Origin of the sequence: Vibrio sp. 10N.222.46.A1 (genome assembly GCF_041473595.1) — a bacterium.
Taxonomy (GTDB): Bacteria; Pseudomonadota; Gammaproteobacteria; order Enterobacterales; family Vibrionaceae; genus Vibrio; species Vibrio tasmaniensis_A.
This window is the reverse complement of record NZ_JBFRSN010000538.1, coordinates 1-641: the sequence shown is the minus strand read 5'-3', so window position 1 is coordinate 641 and position 641 is coordinate 1. Positions and strand designations below refer to the sequence as shown.

Below are 641 nucleotides of genomic sequence, written 5' to 3'. Positions count from 1 at the left end.
CGACGTGATGGTTGAACTGGCGAGCGAAGGTATCACCATGGTGTGTGTGACCCACGAAATGGGCTTTGCGAAACAAGTGGCCGACCGCGTTATCTTCATGGATGAAGGACAAATTGTGGAATCGAATACGCCACAAGCGCTCTTTGAAAACCCTCAACATGAACGTACTCAAGCGTTCCTAAATCAGATCCTGACTTATTGATGTTGATTCGAATTATTAAACCCGCCCTATCTGCTTTGGTACAGATTGTTGTACTGGTGGCTGCTGTTGTTTGGATTCTCGACTCTGGTGCACAAACCATGGGATACAGCTGGCAATGGGAGCGTGTGCCGGACTATATTGCTTTCTATGAAGATGGTGAATGGTGGCCTGCAGAATTAGTTGAAGGGCTACTGGTTACCATCAATATCTCTTTGATTTCTTTGGTTGCTACGCTGATCATTGGTTTAACGACAGCACTATTGAGAAACTCAAATTCTGTGGTTGGACGCACCTTAGCCACCAGCTATGTTGAGTTAATTCGTAACACGCCGTTATTGGTACAAATTTATTTGCTCTATTTTGTATTTGGCCCCGTGTTAGGGCTGGATCGCTTTAGCACTGCCGTTTTAGCCTTGGCACTTTTCCAAGGCGCTTACAC

At 45.7% G+C, this 641-nt stretch carries 1 protein-coding gene and 1 pseudogene; both read left to right on the top strand.

Annotation, left to right across the window (positions count from 1 at the left end; genetic code table 11):
- A pseudogene (gene glnQ / locus AB4496_RS15390) lies at nucleotides 1-202 on the top strand (glutamine ABC transporter ATP-binding protein GlnQ); the annotation flags it as partial.
- Nucleotides 202-641, top strand: a 440-nt coding sequence (locus AB4496_RS15385) for an ABC transporter permease subunit (protein WP_372131301.1), incomplete at its 3' end; no start/stop codon positions are given. The pseudogene glnQ and the gene AB4496_RS15385, both read left to right, overlap by 1 nt.